This is a genomic window from Nostoc sp. ChiVER01 (assembly GCF_034531155.1).
Classification (GTDB): Bacteria; Cyanobacteriota; Cyanobacteriia; order Cyanobacteriales; family Nostocaceae; genus Nostoc.
On sequence record NZ_JAVRBS010000037.1, the window covers coordinates 38587 to 58312 of the forward strand.

The following is a 19726-nucleotide window of genomic DNA, read 5'->3' on the forward strand; positions in this document are numbered from 1 at the left end:
GGAAAGAAAAAACCTTTAACCTTTTCCCCAAACTCAATCCGAGTTAAAAATGTTTAACCGAGCAGTATTGATGTGTATTTGGCTTTATTTCAACCTTGAGTAATTTGGTTTAATCATGATTTTAAATTAAGCTTTTTATGAAATAAATGCAGCATGATAAAGTCCTAAATAGTTATGAATTTTTCCGAACAATTCAAGGTTGTTGTACTATTTAGTCAGAAAAAGTCATAGCCTAGTTGTAATGGCATTTTTCAATTCGCCTAAATTATTCATTGCTACTCATATCATGTCCGGCTGATTAGTTATAATTTCCGCATCTGTGCAAAAACCTGAAAACCCTTTCTCCCCCTGCCCCCTTGCAGCCTTAATAATAAGTCTTTAACCGAACACGATAGGATCTCTGTGAGCAGTCCTTGCCATACTCGGAGAAAGTTACTATCCCCAATCCTAAAGCGAGTATTAATACCCAAACGAATGCGCCCACAAAAAATAATCTTTGAAATCTGGCAGCTTTTTGCTCTTGAATTAATCGAGCTTTAACTTCTTTAGCACGCTCTGCCTCTAACCAGGTCTCAACTTCTCGTCGATCGCATTCTTGGCTAGCCGCTAAAAAATGATAATCCAAATCGCTCAAGCTTTTGCCCTGTGACCAAGCTAGAGCTTCAAGCAAAGCTGACCCGCGCAATAGCCGTGAATAGTCATGATGCTCTGAGGCTACCCAGGCATCTAATGCTTGGGAGTAGGGTCGCAGTTTGGCTAATTGTTTTTCTACCCAAGTTTGGTTGAAAACCTCTTGATAAATGCGATTTTTGACTATTAGTTGCCCTTGCTGTTTGGTCACTAACCCTGACAATAGCAGCTGGATTTGCTCTTCTCCATCATTAGAGGATATTTGAATACCCTGTAAAATTTGCTGATAAAGTCCTAACAATGCTCCAGTATGTTGCTCATTTCTGAGTAAGCGATCGCGGATTGTCTTTAAATGCTCCGGTTCATCATTGGCTTCCCAATTATCCAGGATGTGCGTTTGCACTAACTTTTCTAAAATTAACGATGGAAATTGGTAATAAAAATTTATCAGATGATAATTAATAATCGGTAAATGATCATCTAACTTGTAGCGATCGCCAGTTTCCAAGCTTCTATGCTCCTCCACTCCTTTGCTATCTCTTTCCTGCACCACTATCTGACACAACTTTTGAGTGAGAAACGGCTGACCATTCGTCCAAGCCAAAATCTCTTTAAGAACAGCCATAGGATTAGCTACTTTACCCTCTAAACCTGCTGCTAATGGTTCAACTTCTGTCAACATAAAGCCATGCAGATCAATAGATTTACCTATATTAAATGGGGTACAATTTTGGTCAGCAATCAAATCCGAGGGCGTTGCTACTCCGAACAGTGCCCAGGTTAAGCGGTTATATTCTGGATTTTCGGCTCGCTGGTTGTAGCAAGACCGAATAAGAGTAAAAAAATCGATGACTGGAAAATTTAGTCCCAGAACGCTATCAATTTCATCGACAAAAATAAAGATTTTTTCACTTTTGAGGTGGATTAACAAAATATCTTCGACAAATTGACTCAATCTCTGCAATGCAGATAAATCTTCTCGCTCTGACCACCAGGCTTTTAAATTTACTTTTTCCCATAAATTAAAACCTCTTAATAAGTCAACTACTATGCCCTTATACCATTGAGAAGGAGTAATATTGCTGCTGCCGATGCGGGTCATATCAATAGAAGCACAACTGAAACCTGCTTGTTCTAATCGATGCTTCGTTCGTAACCGCAAGCTCGACTTGCCCATCTGTCGAGAACTAAATACATAACAAAACTCACCGGAAATCAAAGTATTATAAAATTCAATGTCAGCTTGTCGTTCTACATAGGTGAGAGCATTTGTTTTGAGACTGCCGCCAACTTGATATTCATACATATTCATCTAAAACCTCCAGAAGACACCTACTGAAACTTAGGTGACTTAACACTTAATCAGGTATCTGGGCTTTAAAACCCCCATAGTATGCCAAGCATAATGTAGTGGGTAGTTTATAACTTAATTTAATTGCTCACGAAAATATAATCGATACAATTCACATCTAGGTATCGCCCGATTTCCCTCAAGTTTTACCAAACCCATACTTTCTAATTTATAGGCAGCGATCGCTTCTAAGGGCACACCTTCAACAGATGTAACTACTGATTTGAGTGATGCTGCTAGTTCCGGATGTCCTTGGAGGTTTGCTAAATGATGCCGTAAATGGTTGCTATAAATTCCGGCAATTGTCGGAGCTTCTTCTAGTAGCTGTTCTAGGGTTAGCTCTTGAGATACCAAATTATAAAAAGCGATGCGAGCAAGATAGGGATGACCACCAATCATAGCGAGTAGAGGAGCCAAATTTTTCACTCCTGCCTCGTCTTTAGCCCAATCGAGTCGATGACGCAGTGCCAAATCCTGCATCTGCTCTAAACTAAATTCTGATAAATTAATCGCTAGCCCAACATTGAAAGGAGATTGATTGATATCTAAGGGGATATAAGCTTCAGTGGCATGAACTACCACTAGCCGAAGTTTTCGCCAGATTTCTAGTTCGGAAGCGTCCTCATACCAAGAGCGCAACAGTGGTAGAAAGTCGCTACAAATTTCTGGATACTCGAAAATTCGATTCACTTCATCTAAAGCCAAGACTACCGGAGAATCGATTTGCTGTAGCACATATCCTTGTAAATATAAGGTGGAGCTTACTTTGCTGCCAATATCTTCATCCCAATAATCATCTAACCTTGGCTCTAAGTTTAACTGCCGACTGACATTGGCACAAAACCACCGGAGGAATTTTCCTAAGCTAGTGAAAACTTGACTATCTGCTCTCTGCAAACTGATTAGCACAGTTTGTACCCCAGTCTGTCTTGCATAAGCCAGAATTCTGTGCATCAGGGAGGTTTTCCCCATTTGGCTAGGGGATTTGATTCGGATCAGGCTTCCGGGTTTATTTATTTCGGCATAGGTGCGTTTTTCTATAGGAGGACGTTCAACATAAAAATAGGAATTGAGTGGTACTGAACCACTAGGAATTTCTAAAAAATCGGAATTGAGGATTAGAGATTTTTTTGGCTCTAGCTCCCTGGTTTCTAAAGAAAAGCTTGATATACCTCTATTTTCAGAAATAATTTCAGGTTCCCTTCTTTCTTTGCTTAATTGCTGATAATTTCTCATTACTGCCTGTGCATTCTGAGATTTTATTTGAAAAACGCTACTTTGTGATTCTGCTGAGTCGGTGCGACGCGATCGCCTTCTTAAAACTGACTTAAAATTACTTTTTGTGACCTCCTCATCTAAAGTCTGTGATAGTAACTTCCATAACTTAGAACCTACATCTTTTATGTAATTAGCGTCATAACCAGACGTCTCTGCTATCTCTGAATAAGTTTCCCCTTCCCAAGCTTTCAGAAATACTAACTCTTGAACCTCATTTAAGCTTTTTTTAAGGAATGTATCTAAAATTACTAGTCCTTCTTTAGCATTCATCTGTAAAAAAAGTAATAAAGTTTATTTTAGATATGACTTTAACGGACTTTTTCATACTTTCTTTATTTATTTACCTAAAATTAATATAAAGATATGTCGAGATAAAAGTAGGTTATCCTAAATCAACAGCAGATATCAAGTTGTTCCGTAAAAAAGTGTTGAATATTAAGAAAAAGTCAATAGTAATAGCCTAAAATATGCTAAATTTTGGGCGAAGGATTAAATGATCAGTAAGTTGTTATGGATGCTAAGTCATCAAGTAAAACTTTTCAGTTATCTAAATTTAGCTAGTGGAAGTCTAGAAGATAACTTCATTAACTTTGGACATGAGCATGATTATAAATTTGGCTCAAAAATGATGCCTAATTTACCAACCGATGCAGTTGGTGTAATAAATAGAAGCTTTGCAGGATTAAAATTTATTCAAGAGCTAGTGCGAGGAAATAAATATTTCTAACACTTTGCCCTGCTGGCAACCAGACTTCCATGATTACAACGAAATTGCTACTACATAAGCTAAGTTATATTTTTCCAGTTTTCTAATAAATTGGCTACTTTCACTCTTACGGGTTCTACACAAGTCTTCTGCACGATTCCCGCGATTCAGCAAGCAAAAGCAGCTTTTAATGTCTCATTTTGGTATATTCGCCAAGTAAAAGGATTTTTAACTGTCTGCTACTCATTTCGTAATCAAAACGATAGCCTAAGAGAATCCAGCAACTTACACATTGCATCATGCTACCTAAACCCAAAAAGCACTGGACACCTTCAAATTGGGCAAGTTGGAAGCCATTTGGCATTGGCGAACAGTATCCCAATAACTACTGGGAAGTCTAATAATCATCTATGCAATAAGGGTTTCTAAGATTCAGACACGATTTACTACTCATTTGCTACTCATCTGGGCATTTATACTCCAGATTTTGAGAGTGTTTCGTAAGCGTTCGCACTGCTAAAATGCTACTTGTTTTCGTAGCGATCGCAGACTTCACAGACCAAGGAGCTAAAATCTCAAGTGACAAAACTTAATTTTTGTCTCTCGACAATTGGCAAGTTTTCAATAATTCTCCTAAATTTGAATAGTTTCTAAATTTAATCTAATAGTATGGCTGAACCAAGTTTGACGGCTGTTTTTGGGAGCAATGCAACTCAGGATGCGACCACACTAACAATTAGTAAAGCTGATTTAGCCGTAACAGGGCTAACGCCGTCAGCAAATAATACGGCTGAATCTTTGTTAATAGCGATAATGCTTAAATTTAAGCTGGTATTAACAGACGAGGCAAGAGATACAAACATTGATCAAAGCGTGGCTGTTGTTGCTGGCTTTAGTCCTAGCATAACAACACGCAATGATAATGTTTACTTGAGGAATACGATTTCTGTTGAGATTGACCGAATCTTAACCGGGGCGGAAACTATTGATCCTGACAATTACTAAATGGAACAATTAAGCCTTGCTCAATTATTTGGAAAAGGCGCAGTTCAAGATGCGACTAAGTTAGTAATAAAAAAAGAAGATTTAGCCCTAACAGGGCTAACACCCACAGCAAACAATCGCGCCCAGCAATTGATAGTTGCTCTTGCTTTGCAAGTTTTAACCGTATTTCAGGGTAGTTTTATTGATGAAAACGGGAATTTAATTGTTGATGAGTTTAACAATCCCATTAGCTACAGTAACCGAGATAATTATGAGCTTTTAGAGGGGTTTAGCTGGGGTGTTTATCTTGTTAATGGACAGACTGACAAGGTTCGCTATGGAATAATAATTCATTATTACGAGAGGTTGCCCGATGGCGAATACGATGATTAAGGATTTCGCAACAGAAAGAACCTCAGCCGATGCAGGGGATTACTTCATTGCTCAAGACCCTATAACGGGAACAACTTATAAAATAAAAAAACAGAATCTAATAGCTGCGAGTAGCAATAACAATTCACAGCTATTACAGTCTAAAAGTGTTCTAATAGCTAACTACCAAACAGACTTTAATGATTTAAAAGCGCATCCCTGTACTGTAGTTGGTTCACCCTCAATTAGCGCAGATAAAAGCCCGTTTCCTGGAGGTAGCAGTCTTTATCTACCAGGAAATAGTTATCTAAACTATCAGCCCAATTCAGATTTTAATCTGTCTGCTGATTATATAATTGAGTTTTACGTGTGGCTATCTTCAGTTTATGCTAACAACAATACTTATGCGGGAATCGTTAATATTCAAAACGAGAACGTTACCATTACAGTCGGCTTGTATCGGAGTGGGTATAACAATAATGGAATTACAAAACAGTTGTATTTTCAAACTTATTCAAGCAGTCAAGGTTTCGATGCATCCTGTTATAGTTTAACGTCCTTTTCCTTTGACACATGGAACCATGTATCGGCGATAAAGTTAGGGAATGTAATGTATTTTTCTATAAATGAAAAATTTCAACTTCCCGCTATACTTTCAACTCTTCCTAGATTTCTTTCTTCTCCAAGTACTATCAGTGTAGGGCTGTTCCCAGGTGTCCCACCAATCATAAATTCGTATATTGCAGGGCTGAGAATTAAAAGCAGTTTTGTAAAAGCGCCGACATTGCCATTTACTGATTAATAAAATGTACTGCAATTCAACTCATAAAAAGGCAATAGTTGATTATATTTCTGGTGATGGCAAGAAGAAACAACAGATTATAGAAAGTAGCTTTCCTCTAACAATTACCATTGACAGCAACCGCAAAGCATTACTTAAAAGTTCCGGGAATGCTCCGATAAATTACACGGCTCCTAGCGCAATTACTAGTATTACTTGTACAGGGAGTTTTAGACAGATAGGCAGTAGACCTGATACAGAACTACCCTGTACTTATATTTTGGGTGTTAGCCAGATTGAAGGCAATAGATGGACAGCCGAATATGATTCCGTATACGGCGACAATACTGGGAACATGGAGTTTACTATTAATTACGCTGTAGCTGAGTGCATTATTAGAATAAGAAATAAAGAAGGAAAGCTACTTTTTAAAGACTCTGGACAATGCCCTATAACTTTTACAGTTAAGTGTGCTAAAGACAAATGCCCTCCCGGTTATGTACAGTGTGATACTCCAAAATATCCAGGTTTCTGTTGTATTCCCTGTAAAGAAACGGGAACCAAATTAAAAAATATTGCCTCAACAGTTAAATATTAAATGGCAGAAATTTGCAAGGATATTGATTCAGGTATCAGCGATTTGATAGCAGCCGTCAATCGCTTAAATAATAACGTTGATAATCTAAATCGTAAAATCCAAGAGTTAGAAAGAAAGCAAAAAGAATGCTGTGATAAAAAACCTGCGCCTCCACCAACAGACTTAAGGGCGCTTTCAAGGTATGCAAATGGTCAACCAGGAAAGCTATTACTAGAAGCTAAAAGGGTCAAGCGTGTAACTTCTCAATTTATGTCAAAGAGTGGTGCTAGAGAAGCCGCTAAAAGGATGAGGGCATTAAAAAAAGTAGTTAGCACTACCAAAAAAGCAAGTGATTTAACAGAAAAGATACAAGCTGCACTTTTTAAAAACGTCCCTGGTAGTGAGGCTTTAGATAAAGCCTCCCGTGTTGGTGGTATCTTGGGCATCCTTGCAGCAATTGGGGCGGTTGCAATCCTTAAATTAAATGAGTTTGTCAGTAGTAGAACTTTTGACAATTTAGACGCTATTAACAACGATTTAACAAAGACTAACCAGCTAGCAGTACAAGCAGGATTAAAGCTAAAAACGCTCGATGCTAAAGTGCAGAAATTCGAGAAAGAGTTAGACACTAATGCTAAAGACTATTATCGCCTCAACAAGCAACAGGAGACTTTTGGCAAGGACTTATTAGAGAGTAAAAAAAAAGCAAACGATTCTCTTTATGAAACGCGAGAGGGGCGAAAAATACTTGAGGGCAAGATAAGCGAGGTTAAGAAACAAGCAAACGATTCTCTTTATGAAACGCGAGAAGGAAGGAAAATACTTGAGGGCAAGATAAGCGACCAAAAAACAAGTTTTGAAAGTAAAATTCAACAGCTTAATAATCAAATTTCAAAGTTTACCAGTGGAGTATCAGACGGATTTCAAAAGTCTGTTAATGCCACAATTTCAAAAATACAATCTGATTTAGCATCAACGCGAGCCAAAGTAGATGCAATTCGCCCACAAACACCAACAGATACAGCAGCAATCAACGCTAATGCTGTGGCAGCTGCAAGGGCAATTATTAATCCGTTGCAATCTCAGGTAGGGCAATTAGCTGGTGTAGTTGGTAGTGTTCAGGGGCAAGTAGCACAAATCCCAGTGTTAGTTAATTCAATTGGGAATTTGGCACAAAATCTTAATTCTGTAAATGCTAAAGCTGATGCGGCAATGAATGAGGCGCGTAATAAAGGCGTACCGAATTTAGCCCCATTGCAACAGCAGTTAGATGATAAATTTAATCGGTTTGTCGCAGATAATAATAAAGCTTTAGGAATTGTTGGAATTAATCAATCAAATCTTGCAAAAGAATTTGATAGCAAGTTGGCTGATTTTAATCGTTTAAGTAATCTCACATCTGAGCAAAGATTTAATCAATTCAAAGCAGAAAATGAAAAAGCATTAGGAATTGTCAAACTCGACCAATCAAATTTAGCAAAAGAATTTGATGCAAAATTTAATGACTTTCAGCGCCAAAGCAATCTAACGGCTGACCAAAGATTTGAAGAATTTCAGCGACAAAATAAAGCTGATCTGGGATTAATTAAATCAAGTCTTACAACAACACAATCAGATATTAAGCAAATCGATACAAAGGTAAGGGAACAAGCAAAGGTGAATGATTTAGCTTTACCAAAATTAGATCAAATAGTAGGAATGCTCGGATTAATCCCAGCCCGTGCAGCTGCTGCAATCCGCCCAGATATTCCAACTATCCCTCAAATAGAAACGGCGGCGGCAACTGGAACATGCAGAACCACTCAACCAGGCGGCTGCATGAACAAAGCATTAAAAGACAATGCAGCCGATATAACCAACAATAACAACACTAATGCAGCCAACATTTTAGATGCAGTCAACACTGGAGCTAACGCTGCATTGCTCCAGGGGCAAGAAACTATCTTACGAAGATTAGGCGATCAACTTCCCGGTGGCATTGGTGGCAAGTTATCAAGATTCGCTGATTGGATGCACCTTGATAGAGTGCTAAATATTTTAATTTTTGCTGCAACCATTCATAATGCTTTGATGCTCTCAAATGATATCGGACAGACTTTAATCGGAGCGATTAATAATGTTCTTCAATTGATAGGCTTAAAAAAGGAAGATGGAAGTGCTTTTGATATTGGCTCTGTAATCAGTGGCTCTATTGAAAATTTAATCAAGGAAGCGATTGGAGCCGACAACTATGTTGAACTAAAAGAAGCTTGGGCAAAAGCTAATCGGATTTATCAAGCGACTACTAATGTTCTCAATAGCTTTTTGAACTTGTCTCAGACTATTCTACAAGCTTCGGAATTAATAGCAGCTTATACAGGTAAAATTGGAAATGCTTTAAAAAAAGGTGGAGTAATTCTAGAAGATGCCTATGGCTGGATGAATCCCCAACCTAAGTTTAATCGGGTTACTAGTTTTCTCGAAAACCTTCAAAACGGTGCAAGCACCATCCAAATGGTCACACAAGCGCCATTGGATATAGTTAATGCTACAACAGATTTAACAACAGCATCAACAGAATTTGTCAAAGCAGTAAAAGAAGATGATAAAGAAAAGAATAAGGGTATACCCACTCCAGAACCTGACGAATTAAAAGCTAAAGAACAAGAGAGTAAGACTGATTCTCAACCATTTAGCTTTGATTTTGCTGACTTATTTGACGGAGAAGATTAATGGTAAACTTACCAGATGGTTTTAATCCGTTTGAACACTTACAGCAAACTTATAAAACTGAGTTCAATCGGCGGGTAGATAGATATTTTAGAGATGTAGATGGTAATGGTGACTTGTCATCACCAAGAGCATCATTAAAATTAGCGTGCAGGATTGATGACAATGATAACGACGCAATGATGAACATGCGTCATAATCTATTTTTTAATGTGATTGGCTACAGCAGAAAGAATTTAGCTGTTGTTTATGGCTCAAAATTTGATACTGCTCCCCCGGTTGCTGGGCATCCACAACTATTTTTTGTTTTCTCTCAGGATGAATCAGCATCACCAATTGAAGAATCACCAATACAGCATGAAAAATCTGTAAGATTGATGAAATTCTCTTGTGCTTCTGGAAACGTAAAACCAGCTATTACCAAAGCAGAGATGACAGAAATTGCTAATGAGATTAAAACTAATTTTTTATCAAGTAGTAGAGGAATAACTTACACCTGTGGAAATAAATCAGTAAGTTACACTGACCCTGATAACGGGTTTCCCAGAGGAAATTACATCTTAGTTAACAGCAAACCTGATGCAGTGGAAATTTACGAGAAAATTTGCAACGTAATTGATATACCATTTCATTCTGACAGGGTTTTACTGAATGACCCGGATAAAGCCAGCACAACTACGGCAACGGCTGGCAAAGTTACGATTTTGGGTAAACAGGTACAAAACCGCAGGTATAGACCTGTAGCCGTCCTTAGATTTAGAAGTGCTTACATATCTTTAGGTAATCTAGTTCCACCAGTATTTTTGATAGACACAACCCTTAGAAATCAGTCTTTAATCAAATATCCTTGATTTTAAAGACAGATTTCAAAATAACTGCTGCAAACAATAAAGATAAAAAAACATAAAAACCTAATAGGTTTAGGCACAGAATTCTAAGGATTTTAAAGGACTAGAATTTTTGGGTATCTGTAGTAAATATTACTAGTATTATGGGATTTAGAGACTTACAACGCTACCCACTGCAAAAAGCTCGGTATGACAAATATAAAGCGTGGTTAGATTCGACTCCTCTAGAGCGTCAGCAAAAGTTTGCGGCCGTTACTGATGAAACTAAGCGGGCCAGGGCAGAAACAGAACCAGGCTATGTTTCTCCGTTTGGTACAGCTGGCAATACTAAAATTTATCTTCCCGCACGATTAATCAAAGATGGACAAACCGGGCCAGGTAGTGCAGTCGCTGGGATATTGCGTACATTACTGGCACCCTATACCACTACTCTGACTGAATTTGGTGCATTAACCACGCCACTTGAGATTGATGCAAAAAAATACAAGTTTGCAAGACTCACACTTACTAATGTTGAGCCTGGAACTGCAAAAAAAGCTAGTCGGATTACTGGCGTAGAGTACAAAAAACCAGATGTAGATTCTGTGACGGGTGTATTTGGTCAATCAACTGGTGGGCAACCTTACGATGGTGCTGTACTGGGAATCAAGGGTATACCAGCTTTCGCCACTTTTGTTGATGGAAATAACGGTAAAAACCGATATAGATTCACTCCAGAGGGTTAATGAGCAAGATAGCAGAACGGACTGGGATCATTTGGACTCCAGATGATCCGTTAGACCTATTATCTGTTGATGTTGATGGTAACTGTTCTGAATCAGAATTTCAGGGAATGCTTGCCATTAATCAAGCGGGTAGAGATTGGTTAACTGGGAAAATTGAAATTGTTGAATATCTCGACAAACTGGAGTTTTATGGTATTCCTGAGCCGTTTGAAATTTTAGATGAATTTGCTGATCATGTTGATTTTGTGATCAGATAATTTTTGATTGCCTGCAATGACTAGAAATCTGGATTTATCTACTGCATCTAACTGGCAATTGATGTATTCAGTATCTATCCCTGCTGTAGTACTAGCAACCATTAGCAATAAGAGCTATTACGCCAAGATTACACCAATTCGTCCTAACGTAATTTTAGATAAACCAGTATTAGGAATTGGTGTAAATACAACAATTCCTTCTGGTAAACAATGGATATATGCTGGAAGACTTTCCCGCTTTGCAAGCTCATCATTGGGAGAAATCTACATTGAAGATCCAAAACCATTGTTTTTAGGTCGGTTTAATCTAGCAGTTTCTGATAATTTATCAAACAATTATCAGGTACAGATTAATGTTCCTTCATGGTTTATTTCTTGTAATTTAGCTATCTACCAATATGAGGGAGATAGCCGTACAATTCTTGAACAAAAAATTGATGATATTTCTAACTATGGCGCTGGATAAATGAGTTGGGTTTCATTAGGTACTTTTAAGTTAATCAATAGTTGGCTGATAGTACCTTCTGTTGGCGAGATTTTTCGAGTTAGGCATTCTTTAAGTACTCAATATGATGGCAAGTATTTAAAAGCTGTTATCGCTAAAGCTTTTGATAGTACTCCAATTAGCATTTATAATCCTCAGCGCCTTAGCTATAGACAAAATGAATCTGAAGTATTTTATTTCCCGAAAGATGTTATTGCGGATGGGCTAGGATTTATTCGCCTAGATAATACAGATGTTGAATGGTCAATCAATATAGAGGTTTATCAAGTTATGTTTTTTTATTCTAATAATAAAAGCCCATTTACTAATGCTCAACCCGATGCTGATATCAGCGTCAGCAGCACTCAAAAATCTACAATTATCCCGGAAAAAACTGACGGTAGTAGACGTTCTTATCTAATTACTAACACAGGCGCTTCTACGGTATACTTTAAGTTTGCCCCAATCGGAGCAAATCTTACTGATGCTAGCGTAACTGTTTCTGCGATTAATTATGATTTTACTTTAGCTGCTAATGAGAAATTTCTTGATACCAATTTTAGTCAAAATGCTGTTGTTGGGATTTGCTCTGGTACTTTATCTACAGCCAAAGTTAAAGCGACTGAATATATGTATTTATGAAACTTCCTAATGACCCATTAGTAATTATCACTTTTATTCTTGCACTAGGAGGTCATGTAACCTGGGGAATAGTTTTTTTCGCAAATTCTATTAAACGAAAATATGCGGCGGAACGTGATTTTAACCATTTAAAAAATAATCAAAAACAAATAACAGACAATATTGCTTTTGGATTTAGGGAGATTGATGAGCGTTTTGATCGAACTGACCGAGATTTACTAGAAATTAAAGCTTACTTGATTGGTAAGGGTATCATTGGAAAAGAGCATGAGCGATAATTAGAATAATTAGAAGAATTAGAGAAAACCCTGATTCGATATCAAGGTTTTCGATGCATATTAGATTGAGTCTACCAAAACTCAATTATGCAAGTCTTTATTTTAACTGCTTGGCTAGCCTTAATGATAGGTATGCTAGCTTTAGCTATAAAATCAATCCAAACAAATAAGCAAGCAGGGCAAACTAGGCTAGAAAAGTTACGGAATGTATACCAAAAATTACAAAGACATAAAACTCATTCGCAGGTTACACGCCTAGCCCATGTTAGCCCTGGTTACGCTGGATTATGGCATCAGCTTTTAATTAGAGTCAATTTCGATATAGCATCTGCTGAAAAGTTAATTAAACAATTACGCCAAAAGTACCCCGGCAAACCAGACCGATGGTATATAGGTAAAGCAATTTGGGACATAGAAAAAGAGCGTAACCGTCACTAGTCAAAATCTCCATTTCGTCACTTGTGGGCTGTACACCTTATTAATCAAGCTTTCTAAGTTGATCTGGCTGAAAAGTTCCAATAGGCTTAGAAAATCCATTTTTTAGCTTTGGTTGACTGACCAAAACTCCGTTAGAGTCAACGATATCTACAACAAACTGCCCTTTGAGCTTACGATCGCTCATAATTTCCACTAAATCACCTCGTTTAAATTGACTTTTGGCGATCGCCTCATTCTGCCAGAGGGTAATTCTCTCACGAGCGATCGCTTCGGCCCCGGCGTTTCCTTCTGCTGGTTTTTCTTCCCTGTGGATGGTGTAGTCAGCGAATTTATAGGCAAGGCGATACTGAACCCTGTTATCAGTCCTAGCTTTCAACGGCGTTATATCTACAGTTGAACAACCTAGTGGCCCGTCAACTGATATTTGGAATGCTGGGGGTAGCGCGGCGGCGATCTGCTCATTGACCCATTCCTTAGCAATGCGCTGCGCTAGCGCCTCAAAATCTTTCTTCCCTGTTACAGCTTCAATTGGGACATCTTCGACAGCCGCTTTTGTACCATTGGTCCAGTGCCAAGTCACTCGGCAAAGATACCCTGCTTTCATTTTCGCCTTATTAAGGATGGTAGCAGTCGGTTCAGCAGTACAAGTGATGTCACCGAACTGGCTAGGTATTGTAAAGCGAAGGGTTGTCGGGTCAATTAGCCAGAATTGGTAATCTATTTTCTGCGCTGTGGGGTGCTTGTCTTTTGATGGATTCTCTGTCGGCTCGGATATTTCCAAGGGAGCAAGTTCTCCAGATGTAGCATCCGAGACACTGCTAGGAAGTTGATCCCTTAAGCTTTTTAAAGTGTTTTTTAATGGATCAGCCTGTAACCCCTGATTCTCCGTTGATGAACTACTAATTTCACTACTTTTTGAACTGTTATTTTTTGCTAAATTTTGGGGTTTCCAATGGATCAATGGATCACCCTTGCTATTACTGGGTTCTGGCTGATCCATTGGAATAAATTTCAATGGATCGCAATGGATCTCCGGGATCACTTTTCTAAGTGTAGTATTTAATACATTTTCAGAAAGCTGATCCCTTACAAATGTTAAAGAGTCATTCAATGGATCGGCTAGAACCCGCTCGTAGAAAGGCTGATCCATTGATCCATTGGAGTCATCTTGAAAACTGTTCAATGGATCGGCTAGAACCCGCTCGTAGAAAGGCTGATCCATTGATCCATTGAAATCGTCTGTGTCAGACCAAATTTTATTTTCAATATTTTCTAGAATCCATCCACGCTTCCAGTGGTTATTAATTTTCTCCCGTCCTGATATCCAGCCCAATCGACGCATGACATTAGAAACTCGACGAGCTGTCAGAGGATCTCTTTTTGATAGATCAATATCCAAAAGCTTGTAAAGGTTTTGGGTTGAAACAAAGCTCTGTCCAGGAGTAATAAATTCTTCTATGACTTCTAACCACGGATCAACACTGTGGTAGTCTCGGTTAAGAATCTCCCGCCGTTCTTCTTCCTCATCTGTCAGCTTCCACTCAAACCCAGACTTATAGAGTGCGTTTGCTGCGGCCCAAATCTTGTCTCTATCCCTCATGACCTGTAGCAATGGAATTTTCTTGCCAACCGTGATAATCCAAAATCTTCTGTCTCCAGTTGGATCATTTAGTATCTCTTGCTCGTTAGTAGTGCCAACAAACACACAAGGGCGGTAGTAAGAAGTCATGTCGCGATCGTATGGAGCGCGAAAAACATCTTGTACCGATGTAATGAAATTTTTCAGAGTAGCAACATCTTTCTTTTTGTAAACGGTTTCAAACTCTGACCATTCATGACACCAGTAACGATGCATTTTCATTTTTTCGTCCTTGTCGCTGAAATCTCCCCCCAACTGGTCTGAGAACCAGTCATCGCTGAATAGGATTCTAAAAAATGTGGACTTGTATAAACCCTGCTTAGGTGAAGCCAGCATGAAAACACTATCGACTTTCTCACCAGGTTTTCTGGCACGAGCTACAGCTGACACCAGAAACTTCTTGAAGTAAACACTGTGCATTGGGTCGCTAGTAGAAAAGTAGTCCTGAGCTAATCCGTCTAAAAATGTTGGGTCAATTTCTGGAAACTTGGACTCTACTTCATTTAAGTAGTCCACCACAGGAGAGTAAGAATCAGCTCTTGCTATTGAGCGAACAACTGTATGAGCGTCTGTAGCAGTCATGTCAACGTCAAATTCCCGCGCAACAATTAACCGCACATCATCGGCTGGAAGTTCTGTTCCTTGTAGCTCAACCCTTTTTTTGAGGGTATTGTATTTAAGGGAATCTCCCCAGTATTGATTAATTAAATCAAAGTTTCGAGCGAGTCTTGATTTTTTGGGTTTGTTGGGAGATTCATCCGCCTGAGCATCTATTTCCTCTTTCCACTCTTCAAAAGTGAGTGACTCCTCTACCAATTTTTTGAAGGCTTCACCCCCGTGCAAGGCGATGAAATCGTCCATACCTTTAGCGTTGCCCTCTGGCAGCTTAACAACCATTACTTTGCTGCCTTTAGCTGATAACTCTTTGGCAAGCCCAACTAAAGCTTTCTGTACAGGTGGCTTTGTTAAAACGTCGTTGTCGAAGCATAGGTAGAATGTTCTTCCTAGTACTGCAAATATTTCCAGAAGTTGATGCAGTCTACCTTTTTTTCTACACGTAGAAACACCAGGAATACTAATCGTTGGTAGTCCGATTGATAACCCTGATCCTGCCTTTTTTGCCCCTTCAGTAACGATTATTCCCTTCAAGATGTCGTCTATAACTGATTTCCAGTAACCACGTATTCCTGTATCTAAAAATAGTGGAGACGCTTCAAATTCTTTCGCTCCTAAATATTTTTGAATACGTCCATCTTTTCCTATTGGTGGGGTATCTGGTTTTACCTGAACTCCTTGTAGTGTGTGTTCATCTGTTAATGGATCTACTCCACTAACACACCACGCGGGGACTAGTGCATCGGAGTGCTGCCAACGTTTTGTATTGTTCCTGTTAAGGATTTTATCTAATTCTCTAGAGTCTGTAATTGTCCTGACATTCAGATTTATAATTGTATCGGAAACTGAGCTATTAAGCCATTCTGTACGGTGACAACTAGCAATTTTATCAACATGAAGAGTAGATAAAATCATTGTTCTACTCTCATTGAGAATGCTACAATTATTATTAGATTGATTCATTTTCCACCTTTAATAATCCTGGTTAAGTGAGTCGATTAATGATGAGTAGCGGAACCCTAAACCGCTATTTTTTTTGCCTGTTAGTATCAAGCAAAATAACCGCAGTTAGCTTCTATCATTATCGTGCGTTCTTGATTTCCTCTGCAAATTCCTTGACTCCTGCAAGTAGTTCTAGGTTGTCGTTAAAGTGTGCTGGGAGTCCCCGTATCAATGCGGCAGCTAGAAATGTTGCCTCCACACGAGTTAATTGTGGGTCAATAGTTTGTACGAAGTCTACTAACTGATTTGTTTGAAAAGCAATAATTTCACTAACATGGTTTAGTTCTGGGGAGGCAAATAAAATCTGCTCTGGCAAGACTACGATCGCAGCCCTTATTTCTTCTCTATTCATATTCACCTAATTGTTTATTAGTCATTGGTCATTAGTGGGGAGTTGGGAGTTATCACTAACATCTTCAAATGTCAGATAAATTCTGCTGTCGTTTTGGTTGGGCGGACGATTCACGTAAGGGGGGGATTTTTCAATCAATCGCAAGCCGTTCTCTTCAGCATTTTCTAGGAATAATTCAGCAGCTTGTTCTACTTTGTTGGTTGCCGCCCAGACTCTAACTCTAATTAGCTGAGTTGCCTGTTTGGCTGGGGTGTCATCTCGCGCCCACTCTTTTTTCTGAGAATTCCAGTACCACCCAAGCCGATTTAGTTCCGTGTACAGTTCGTCCTGCGTTTTGTGCGGGAAAGTTAGTATTTGGCAGGCTTTAGAGTATTTCTGGGTTTGTTTCATTGGGCGCTGCTCACAATTCTCCCTCGCGTTCGGCGATCGCCTTGACATGATTGGCGGCGATCGCCAAAACTTGGGCTTTTTGTAAATAATCCAGCGAACTTATTCGGGAGAGGACGGTATCGGGGATGTCATAGCCACTATCTTTTGCTATTTCATAAACGTTGTCTTCCAGTCGTCTTATGCTTTCGGCTAGAAGACCGATTAGGTCTAGTAGGTAGGGTTCACAAAGGTCAATTAACAAGTCTTCACTCATGGTCATTAGTTATTAAGTTTTGGCAAGGGAACATGGAGCGGCGTACTGGAGATTCACGATCAGCTTTCTTAATTCGGTGAGGCTTCAGCCAAATCTGTTCATTTGGCTCACGGCTTAGTTTCTCCACAGTTAGAGATTTGAGATGCTTCCAAAATTTTTTGAGTTGGGCTTTATCCAGAGTGCTGTATTCCCTTGTTCCATAATTTTTTTCAAGATAATCTCTGTATTTGAGGGTACAGTCGGATTGTCTCTGTAACCTCTCGACTTCATCGCCGATTAAGTTGATCATCTCTATCCGCCAGGGGTTATTCGTCATTGGGCTTTGGGTATTGGGGAATGGGGATAAATGCGATCGCACTTACTCAGTAGGTATAGGTTTAATTCACTACACAGCCACAGGTTGCCAAAACGAGAGGTGAAATAAGTCAAATCATTGCTGATAAATGGCTTCACAGGTTGCTTTAAGTGCGATCGCATTAGTATCTACTCCGGGAATTCTAGGAAAAGCAGGGCTAAGTTGCAGCTTGTCCCTGCTTTGTTGTTAGTGAAAGAGAAAATCGAAATGAATAATGAAATCATCTTGAACGACGAAGATGTTGTATCTATGGCTCAGGAGGCTAACTTTGCCGAGGCTTCAACATCGACACTAGAGGAATTAATGGCGGCAATAAATGAAGCTCTGTGCAACTACAGCAGACAAGAAGCTGATACGGTTAAAAACTGGGTAACACAAGGGGTAGAGTGTAAGGTTCTGCAAGCTAAAGGCGGTGGTTGGCAGAAAGGGAAAGTTAAAATTTGCCTTGAATTTACTCCTAATATTTCGACCTCTCCCTTAGATGATTTGAGAAACAATTCATAATGTTTAGCCGATCGCAACTCAATCCCGAATAGTCACAGATGCGTCGCCTGCTGGTAGAGTAGTAGGCGACATATCCATGAATAAAGCCGTCCTGCCCACAAATAGGTAGAACGGCTTTATTCTTCTGATATTTCCTCAGTAGGCTCAGACACTAAGTTGTAAACTTCTTGTTCAAGCTCTTGAATCGCCTGAAGAAAAACAGCTTCTCTTTCTTTGCTTTCATCTAATCGCGTCTCTAAGCGTTGCTGATGTCCCCGCACGTATGAGAGGTATTCATCCTGGATGAACTTGAGACGCTTTAAGATTTTCCCAGTAGTAAGGTCTCTTTGTTCCCCTCTCCTAGTGGTATTTCCCCCCGGCCTATCTTGGCTACCAATTCTGATCTGCTCAGTCCCATTGATTTGGCCTTCACTAGAAACAAGTCCCAATCTTTCTCGCTGAGGTTCAGAGACACATTCTTCGCGTCTTCCGCTAACTTCCGTGGTCGAGCCATTTTGTTTTACTTTCACAACTGTAACCCTATTTTACATACCTCAAATTCAAATTCATACCGAAAACTATTGACTAGTTGTTTCCGGTATGTTTAATATATCATTAGTTTACGGTATGAAAAACTTTTTTTACCAACATTGCGCTCCCTCCTGCCTCACCCTTTGCAGGACACACCAGTAACTACGGAGCAAGCACCCGCGCTGCGGCGCGGAAACACCCTGTACCTGATGCCAAATTTACCCTTTACCTGGAGGCAACCCTAGACGAAAAAACACACTCAAGCACGTTTAATTATCTCCATCTGTCAGCAGTGGGGTCACTGCTGATGGTTCCTTAAACCTAACAATGAACAAATACGCTGATATCACCAAAGACTTGCAACTACTGGAGTCTACCTTACAGCGCGTTTTACAATCGCCGGTCTATGCAGACATGGTGAGAACTGGGCTGTACAATCCTGACCTCAGTCTCCTTGATGCACTTCATGCAGTGCAACAGTTCACCCGTACTAGTAACCACATTCAGAACAGCCAACTTAAAACAAACAGCGCCTGGAGGACAACAAGCGCTGGATAACCTATTCGCACAGGAAACTTAATTGTGACACATCCCGTTGGATACTACACCGGATATACTCCCGGTGATACTGGCTTGCTAGCAGAGATTCAGGATATTTACGGCGCACAACTCCAAGGCTTGAATAGAGCCGATAAATTGTGTCTCATCACATTGATCGCTGCTGACTTGTCCTGCCTTGCTTCTACTGAGCAGCTACATAGTGGCGATTTGTTCAGCCTAATGCTGGCAATCAAAGGTCAGCTAGCGATTTCAGACAGAGAAGGACTACTCGAATGTCTAATCAACGGTGTGAGGTATCAAAATGAAACCAGACAATGAATATAGACCGTGGGTAGTTTTGATGACTGTTGGCAGTGAGAATCAGGAAGTAGCCCGCTATCGCCGCCGAGGTGACGCTGAAAGTCATGGTCAAGCCTTAAACCGTTTACTTAGCGATCGCAGTTTCACCGTTTTATTTGAACAGCCACAGGTGAGTTTGAGATAAA

General features: G+C 39.5%; 25 protein-coding genes and 1 pseudogene. 17 read left to right on the top strand and 9 right to left on the bottom strand.

The genetic code is table 11. From position 1 onward, the window contains the following. Positions 1-364: 364 nt before the first annotated feature. Positions 365-1942 (bottom strand): AAA-like domain-containing protein, encoded by a 1578-nt coding sequence (locus RMY00_RS31790; RefSeq protein WP_322651351.1) that lies wholly within the window; start codon positions 1940-1942, stop codon positions 365-367. A gap of 114 nt (positions 1943-2056) precedes the next feature. Beyond that, on the bottom strand, positions 2057-3529 hold the full coding sequence (locus tag RMY00_RS31795; protein WP_322651352.1) for an AAA-like domain-containing protein: 1473 nt from the start codon (positions 3527-3529) through the stop codon (positions 2057-2059). 223 nt (positions 3530-3752) lie between these two features. Between RMY00_RS31795 and RMY00_RS31800 the strand changes: the two are divergent. From RMY00_RS31800 to RMY00_RS31860, 13 genes and pseudogenes are all read left to right on the top strand, one after another. Beyond that, positions 3753-3983 (top strand): annotated as a pseudogene (locus RMY00_RS31800) (IS4 family transposase); the annotation flags it as partial. Positions 3984-4634: 651 nt separating this feature from the next. Next, the gene (locus RMY00_RS31805; RefSeq protein WP_322651353.1) at positions 4635-4970 is read left to right on the top strand and encodes a hypothetical protein; all 336 of its coding nucleotides are present in this window, start codon (positions 4635-4637) and stop codon (positions 4968-4970) included. Further along, a complete protein-coding gene (locus tag RMY00_RS31810) occupies positions 4971-5342 on the top strand; it encodes a hypothetical protein (protein ID WP_322651354.1) in 372 nt (123 codons plus the stop codon). It begins immediately after the preceding gene. Beyond that, positions 5323-6123, top strand: coding sequence for a hypothetical protein (locus RMY00_RS31815; RefSeq protein ID WP_322651355.1), 801 nt, complete (start codon positions 5323-5325; stop codon positions 6121-6123). The genes RMY00_RS31810 and RMY00_RS31815 overlap by 20 nt, the downstream gene beginning before the upstream one ends. Before the next feature lie 4 nt (positions 6124-6127). Then, a complete protein-coding gene (locus RMY00_RS31820; RefSeq protein WP_322651356.1) occupies positions 6128-6700 on the top strand; it encodes a hypothetical protein in 573 nt (190 codons plus the stop codon). After that, on the top strand, positions 6701-9391 hold the full coding sequence (locus RMY00_RS31825) for a hypothetical protein (protein WP_322651357.1): 2691 nt from the start codon (positions 6701-6703) through the stop codon (positions 9389-9391). Next, a complete protein-coding gene (locus RMY00_RS31830) occupies positions 9391-10239 on the top strand; it encodes a hypothetical protein (protein WP_322651358.1) in 849 nt (282 codons plus the stop codon). Before RMY00_RS31825 ends, RMY00_RS31830 begins: the two co-directional genes overlap by 1 nt. 140 nt (positions 10240-10379) lie before the next feature. Continuing rightward, a complete protein-coding gene (locus tag RMY00_RS31835; RefSeq protein WP_322651359.1) occupies positions 10380-10961 on the top strand; it encodes a hypothetical protein in 582 nt (193 codons plus the stop codon). Then, positions 10961-11218, top strand: a complete 258-nt coding sequence (locus tag RMY00_RS31840) for a hypothetical protein (RefSeq protein ID WP_322651360.1) — start codon at positions 10961-10963, stop codon at positions 11216-11218. The genes RMY00_RS31835 and RMY00_RS31840 overlap by 1 nt, the downstream gene beginning before the upstream one ends. A gap of 16 nt (positions 11219-11234) precedes the next feature. Continuing rightward, positions 11235-11684, top strand: coding sequence for a hypothetical protein (locus RMY00_RS31845; protein WP_322651361.1), 450 nt, complete (start codon positions 11235-11237; stop codon positions 11682-11684). Then, complete coding sequence (locus RMY00_RS31850) at positions 11685-12344, top strand: hypothetical protein (protein ID WP_322651362.1); 660 nt, start codon at positions 11685-11687, stop codon at positions 12342-12344. Then, the gene (locus tag RMY00_RS31855; protein WP_322651363.1) at positions 12341-12622 is read left to right on the top strand and encodes a hypothetical protein; all 282 of its coding nucleotides are present in this window, start codon (positions 12341-12343) and stop codon (positions 12620-12622) included. The genes RMY00_RS31850 and RMY00_RS31855 overlap by 4 nt, the downstream gene beginning before the upstream one ends. A gap of 87 nt (positions 12623-12709) precedes the next feature. Then, positions 12710-13060, top strand: coding sequence for a hypothetical protein (locus tag RMY00_RS31860; RefSeq protein WP_322651364.1), 351 nt, complete (start codon positions 12710-12712; stop codon positions 13058-13060). A 40-nt stretch (positions 13061-13100) separates the two neighbouring features. Here RMY00_RS31860 and RMY00_RS31865 read toward each other — a convergent pair whose 3' ends face one another. The 6 genes from RMY00_RS31865 to RMY00_RS31890 all read right to left on the bottom strand — a co-directional run bounded on the left by RMY00_RS31865 (position 13101) and on the right by RMY00_RS31890 (position 17788). Continuing rightward, positions 13101-16229, bottom strand: coding sequence for a VapE domain-containing protein (locus tag RMY00_RS31865; RefSeq protein ID WP_322651365.1), 3129 nt, complete (start codon positions 16227-16229; stop codon positions 13101-13103). 166 nt (positions 16230-16395) lie between these two features. Further along, positions 16396-16668 (bottom strand): hypothetical protein, encoded by a 273-nt coding sequence (locus RMY00_RS31870; protein WP_322651366.1) that lies wholly within the window; start codon positions 16666-16668, stop codon positions 16396-16398. A gap of 21 nt (positions 16669-16689) precedes the next feature. After that, positions 16690-17058: a hypothetical protein gene (locus RMY00_RS31875; RefSeq protein ID WP_322651367.1), complete on the bottom strand. Its 369-nt coding sequence runs from the start codon at positions 17056-17058 to the stop codon at positions 16690-16692. Positions 17059-17068: 10 nt separating this feature from the next. After that, positions 17069-17317, bottom strand: a complete 249-nt coding sequence (locus tag RMY00_RS31880) for a hypothetical protein (protein ID WP_322651368.1) — start codon at positions 17315-17317, stop codon at positions 17069-17071. Beyond that, positions 17304-17627: a hypothetical protein gene (locus RMY00_RS31885; RefSeq protein WP_322651369.1), complete on the bottom strand. Its 324-nt coding sequence runs from the start codon at positions 17625-17627 to the stop codon at positions 17304-17306. Before RMY00_RS31885 ends, RMY00_RS31880 begins: the two co-directional genes overlap by 14 nt. Then, positions 17624-17788 carry a hypothetical protein gene (locus tag RMY00_RS31890; protein WP_322651370.1) on the bottom strand — a complete coding sequence of 55 codons (165 nt, stop codon included), beginning with the start codon at positions 17786-17788 and terminating at the stop codon, positions 17624-17626. The genes RMY00_RS31885 and RMY00_RS31890 overlap by 4 nt, the downstream gene beginning before the upstream one ends. 85 nt (positions 17789-17873) lie before the next feature. Between RMY00_RS31890 and RMY00_RS31895 the strand changes: the two genes are divergently transcribed. Beyond that, complete coding sequence (locus tag RMY00_RS31895; protein WP_322651371.1) at positions 17874-18170, top strand: KGK domain-containing protein; 297 nt, start codon at positions 17874-17876, stop codon at positions 18168-18170. A 116-nt stretch (positions 18171-18286) separates the two neighbouring features. Here RMY00_RS31895 and RMY00_RS31900 read toward each other — a convergent pair whose 3' ends face one another. Further along, positions 18287-18679, bottom strand: a complete 393-nt coding sequence (locus tag RMY00_RS31900; protein ID WP_322651372.1) for a hypothetical protein — start codon at positions 18677-18679, stop codon at positions 18287-18289. A 328-nt stretch (positions 18680-19007) separates the two neighbouring features. On the opposite strand from RMY00_RS31900, the gene RMY00_RS31905 reads away from it, so the two are divergent. From RMY00_RS31905 to RMY00_RS31915, 3 genes are read left to right on the top strand one after another with little or no spacing between them, the layout of a single operon-like run. After that, positions 19008-19238 carry a hypothetical protein gene (locus tag RMY00_RS31905; RefSeq protein ID WP_322651373.1) on the top strand — a complete coding sequence of 77 codons (231 nt, stop codon included), beginning with the start codon at positions 19008-19010 and terminating at the stop codon, positions 19236-19238. Between the two features lie 24 nt (positions 19239-19262). After that, positions 19263-19559 carry a hypothetical protein gene (locus tag RMY00_RS31910; protein ID WP_322651374.1) on the top strand — a complete coding sequence of 99 codons (297 nt, stop codon included), beginning with the start codon at positions 19263-19265 and terminating at the stop codon, positions 19557-19559. Beyond that, the gene (locus tag RMY00_RS31915; protein WP_322651375.1) at positions 19543-19725 is read left to right on the top strand and encodes a hypothetical protein; all 183 of its coding nucleotides are present in this window, start codon (positions 19543-19545) and stop codon (positions 19723-19725) included. The genes RMY00_RS31910 and RMY00_RS31915 overlap by 17 nt, the downstream gene beginning before the upstream one ends. Position 19726 lies beyond the last annotated feature (1 nt).

Excerpts from the sequence above, each read along its gene's own strand:
- RMY00_RS31825 (WP_322651357.1), top strand. The coding sequence starts at position 6,701 with ATGGCAGAAATTTGCAAGGATATTGATTCAGGTATCAGCGATTTGATA.
- RMY00_RS31905 (WP_322651373.1), top strand. The coding sequence starts at position 19,008 with ATGAACAAATACGCTGATATCACCAAAGACTTGCAACTACTGGAGTCT.
- RMY00_RS31810 (WP_322651354.1), top strand. The coding sequence starts at position 4,971 with ATGGAACAATTAAGCCTTGCTCAATTATTTGGAAAAGGCGCAGTTCAA.
- RMY00_RS31795 (WP_322651352.1), bottom strand. The coding sequence starts at position 3,529 with ATGAATGCTAAAGAAGGACTAGTAATTTTAGATACATTCCTTAAAAAA.
- RMY00_RS31895 (WP_322651371.1), top strand. The coding sequence starts at position 17,874 with ATGAATAATGAAATCATCTTGAACGACGAAGATGTTGTATCTATGGCT.
- RMY00_RS31805 (WP_322651353.1), top strand. The coding sequence starts at position 4,635 with ATGGCTGAACCAAGTTTGACGGCTGTTTTTGGGAGCAATGCAACTCAG.
- RMY00_RS31845 (WP_322651361.1), top strand. The coding sequence starts at position 11,235 with ATGACTAGAAATCTGGATTTATCTACTGCATCTAACTGGCAATTGATG.
- RMY00_RS31890 (WP_322651370.1), bottom strand. The coding sequence starts at position 17,788 with ATGCGATCGCACTTAAAGCAACCTGTGAAGCCATTTATCAGCAATGAT.
- RMY00_RS31880 (WP_322651368.1), bottom strand. The coding sequence starts at position 17,317 with ATGACCATGAGTGAAGACTTGTTAATTGACCTTTGTGAACCCTACCTA.
- RMY00_RS31865 (WP_322651365.1), bottom strand. The coding sequence starts at position 16,229 with ATGATTTTATCTACTCTTCATGTTGATAAAATTGCTAGTTGTCACCGT.
- RMY00_RS31875 (WP_322651367.1), bottom strand. The coding sequence starts at position 17,058 with ATGAAACAAACCCAGAAATACTCTAAAGCCTGCCAAATACTAACTTTC.
- RMY00_RS31835 (WP_322651359.1), top strand. The coding sequence starts at position 10,380 with ATGGGATTTAGAGACTTACAACGCTACCCACTGCAAAAAGCTCGGTAT.
- RMY00_RS31915 (WP_322651375.1), top strand. The coding sequence starts at position 19,543 with ATGAAACCAGACAATGAATATAGACCGTGGGTAGTTTTGATGACTGTT.
- RMY00_RS31820 (WP_322651356.1), top strand. The coding sequence starts at position 6,128 with ATGTACTGCAATTCAACTCATAAAAAGGCAATAGTTGATTATATTTCT.
- RMY00_RS31860 (WP_322651364.1), top strand. The coding sequence starts at position 12,710 with ATGCAAGTCTTTATTTTAACTGCTTGGCTAGCCTTAATGATAGGTATG.
- RMY00_RS31855 (WP_322651363.1), top strand. The coding sequence starts at position 12,341 with ATGAAACTTCCTAATGACCCATTAGTAATTATCACTTTTATTCTTGCA.
- RMY00_RS31840 (WP_322651360.1), top strand. The coding sequence starts at position 10,961 with ATGAGCAAGATAGCAGAACGGACTGGGATCATTTGGACTCCAGATGAT.
- RMY00_RS31815 (WP_322651355.1), top strand. The coding sequence starts at position 5,323 with ATGGCGAATACGATGATTAAGGATTTCGCAACAGAAAGAACCTCAGCC.
- RMY00_RS31790 (WP_322651351.1), bottom strand. The coding sequence starts at position 1,942 with ATGAATATGTATGAATATCAAGTTGGCGGCAGTCTCAAAACAAATGCT.
- RMY00_RS31870 (WP_322651366.1), bottom strand. The coding sequence starts at position 16,668 with ATGAATAGAGAAGAAATAAGGGCTGCGATCGTAGTCTTGCCAGAGCAG.
- RMY00_RS31850 (WP_322651362.1), top strand. The coding sequence starts at position 11,685 with ATGAGTTGGGTTTCATTAGGTACTTTTAAGTTAATCAATAGTTGGCTG.
- RMY00_RS31885 (WP_322651369.1), bottom strand. The coding sequence starts at position 17,627 with ATGACGAATAACCCCTGGCGGATAGAGATGATCAACTTAATCGGCGAT.
- RMY00_RS31830 (WP_322651358.1), top strand. The coding sequence starts at position 9,391 with ATGGTAAACTTACCAGATGGTTTTAATCCGTTTGAACACTTACAGCAA.